We start from the raw sequence: 2,789 nt of genomic DNA, 5'->3' as shown, positions 1-2,789 counted from the left end.
AGGAAGGAGACGAGATTAAAAAAGAACTCGTTATCCAAAAAGACGGTAAAGAATGCCTCTTTTTATTACCCAAAGGCATTTATACATACGAAGTTGTACTGCCCAACAAGGAAATTTATAAAAAAGGCGAATACAAGTTCGATGAAGAAGTGGTCATCACCATTAAAGATGATTAATAAAAAAATCCCTTCGTTTTAAAACGAGGGGATTTTTTTATTCTATAATTTGTTCCGTAGTCATAAAATTCCGTTGAATCTATTAATTATAAAATCCATTTTTTTGTTGAGCTCATTATAAAAGTTATTTGGAGCTTTTATTGTTATCTCAAATTCACTTTCATTGTTTACCACCAAATTATCACTTAACGGGTCAGTTATTTTTTCTTTTTCCTCCCAAAAATAAGAGAACGGAATATCTAAAACACCAGCAAGCTTTTGAATATATTACAATTTAATACTTTTACCACGTTCCCAATTACCAATTGTGGACTGAACGACACCTATTTTATAGGCAAGTTCCTCTTGGGATAATTTTCTTTTTTCTTGTAACAATTTCAATGTAATACCTGTTGTCATCGTTTTTAATTTTTTTAATTATTAATAATTTGTTTTTTGTGGTATTTGAAATTTATTAAAGTGAGGTAGCGTATAACGTAGGTATTACAGATTTATTGTATAAAAAGGATGTTTTTTCAAACAACTTTTTAATAATTTCAAGCAATAAGTTGTTTGATTTAAACAATTTGTTGTTTGGCAATGGTTAAGAATAGTAGCAATTTTACAATATCAAAATATATCGCGAAATGTTTTTGAATCAAGTAACTTTTATTAACAATATTAAATTTAGAAAAAATGAAAAATGTATTTTTTTGTATTATCACTTTAGTAACATTATCTATGAATGTAAACGCTCAAAATTTGAGAGATAAATTCTTAGAAGGGAAAAAAAGCCATCAAGAAGTAGTTGATGCTTATAATAAATTATCTGATTCAGAGCAAAAAGAACTCTGGCAGGAAAAATTTGATCAACTTTTAACCCTTCAGCTTCCAAAAGAGCATTTGGCTTTAATAAAAAAACTAAGCGATGACTTTAACGATGGAGTTAACTCAGATTCTAAAGAAGACTTTTTTGTTACAGCATCCGAACTTGCACAAATAACACCTGCGAAAGACTTTGGGTATATGTTTGAAACATTAAATGATTATGTATATGATGGCAAATTTATTGACAGCAAAAAATTATCAGAAGAATTTATAAATGATGTCAAAAATTTAAATCCTTTTGTTAATTTAAATGAAGTAAGCGCAAGAGGTAAATGCTCATGTAGATGGTGTATAGGAATGGGTACAACAGGTAATAACTGCACAGTAACTGAACACGGATGTGGGTTCTTATGGCTTCAATCTTGTAATCAGTGTTTACTTTGCTTATAACAAATTAAAAAATTACATTTAACCAATTTTTAAATTTATAGCTAATTCAGATGTTTAGAAAATGGTTAAATGTATTTTCATTCTTTAAAATTAATTTTGTTATTAATTTTCTTGTTTCAATTTTGGCTTTAATTTTTGTAGACTTTAAATCTTTCTCATTCTGTTTTCTATCGTTGGGATACTTTATTTGTTTACTTCTTAGAGAAATATATCCACAAAGGAAGATTGAATACATTTTTTATTATAATAATGGATTAACCAAAAGTGAGTTATTATTATATTGCTTTTTATTGAATGTACTGTTTATAATATCAATCAATTTAATCCTATTTCTATGCTAACTCATATTCTAAAAGTTGATAGTATTAGTAAAAATTTTGGAGATAAAAAAGTACTCTCGGATATTTACTTAGAATGCAAGACAGGAGAAATTGTTGGAATTTTAGGGAGAAATGGAACAGGAAAAACAACGCTGTTGAAAATTATATTCGGAGTTGAAAATGCTGAAAATAAGTTTGTTAAACTAGATAATAAAGTATTAAATACAAGAAAGTTAATTTTTAATAACATTAGTTATCTCAGCCAATCTAGTTCCATACCGAAATACTTTTCTGTTAAAAAATCAATATACCTTTCTATTGAGAATACTAAAATTGAAGAGTTTTACAATGATGAGTATATACACAAGATTAGAGAAAAGTCAATTAGTCATCTTTCAATGGGTGAACTAAGATATTTAGAAATCAAAATTATATTGTTCAATAATTCAAAATTTTGTATGCTAGATGAGCCTTTCAGTGGTCTCTCTCCAATTATGATTGACAAAATATCCTCAATGCTACTTCGGTTTGAAAATACTAAAGGTATTTTTATTACAGATCATAACTACAGAGAAATAATGAAAGTATCGTCTAAAATAATTTTACTCAAAAACGGAAAATCAATTCCGATAAAAGATTACAATGAATTAGTTGAACATAATTATCTGTTAAATTTATAAAAATATAGAAATGAAATTAAATTTTTTAATTTTTATTATGTTTTTTCCAATATTAAGTTTCCCTCAATCCGATCTCCAAACAGTTTTAAAAGGCGGAGAACTTTTACTAAGCGGTTTAAGTGTTTTTAAAACTGCAAAAAGCGGTAAGTCGGATAGTAAATTTATAGAAAGCGTTTGCGTTAAAAACAAACTGGTAGACAAAATCACTTTCAGGATAGTGGGCAAAAACGAGGAAGGAAACGAGATTAAAAAAGAACTCGTTATACAAAAAAACGGTAAAGAATGCCTCTTTGTATTACCCAAAGGCATTTATACATACGAAGTTGTACTGCCCAATAAAGATGTTTATAAAAAAG

Annotated in this window: 4 protein-coding genes; 3 read left to right on the top strand and 1 reads right to left on the bottom strand. The window is 27.5% G+C overall.

All coding sequences use genetic code 11. The features are described 5' to 3' along the window. Positions 1-443: 443 nt before the first annotated feature. The gene (locus tag Q0Q96_RS03590) at positions 444-575 is read right to left on the bottom strand and encodes a helix-turn-helix transcriptional regulator (RefSeq protein WP_293871853.1); all 132 of its coding nucleotides are present in this window, start codon (positions 573-575) and stop codon (positions 444-446) included. A gap of 276 nt (positions 576-851) precedes the next feature. Between Q0Q96_RS03590 and Q0Q96_RS03585 the strand changes: the two genes are divergently transcribed. From Q0Q96_RS03585 to Q0Q96_RS03575, 3 genes are all read left to right on the top strand, one after another. Next, a complete protein-coding gene (locus Q0Q96_RS03585; RefSeq protein WP_293871851.1) occupies positions 852-1,433 on the top strand; it encodes a bacteriocin fulvocin C-related protein in 582 nt (193 codons plus the stop codon). A gap of 334 nt (positions 1,434-1,767) precedes the next feature. Then, positions 1,768-2,433, top strand: a complete 666-nt coding sequence (locus Q0Q96_RS03580; protein WP_293871849.1) for an ATP-binding cassette domain-containing protein — start codon at positions 1,768-1,770, stop codon at positions 2,431-2,433. A gap of 10 nt (positions 2,434-2,443) precedes the next feature. Beyond that, the coding region (locus Q0Q96_RS03575) for a hypothetical protein (RefSeq protein WP_293871847.1) at positions 2,444-2,789 on the top strand (346 nt) is incomplete at its 3' end.

The organism is Flavobacterium sp. (genome assembly GCF_025352015.1).
Lineage (GTDB): Bacteria > Bacteroidota > Bacteroidia > Flavobacteriales > Flavobacteriaceae > Flavobacterium.
This window is presented reverse-complemented; position numbering and strand designations above follow the sequence as displayed.

Bases quoted from the DNA above. Each gene is read 5' to 3' on its own strand.
- Q0Q96_RS03585 (WP_293871851.1), top strand. From the start codon at position 852: ATGAAAAATGTATTTTTTTGTATTATCACTTTAGTAACATTATCTATG.
- Q0Q96_RS03590 (WP_293871853.1), bottom strand. From the start codon at position 575: ATGACAACAGGTATTACATTGAAATTGTTACAAGAAAAAAGAAAATTA.
- Q0Q96_RS03580 (WP_293871849.1), top strand. From the start codon at position 1,768: ATGCTAACTCATATTCTAAAAGTTGATAGTATTAGTAAAAATTTTGGA.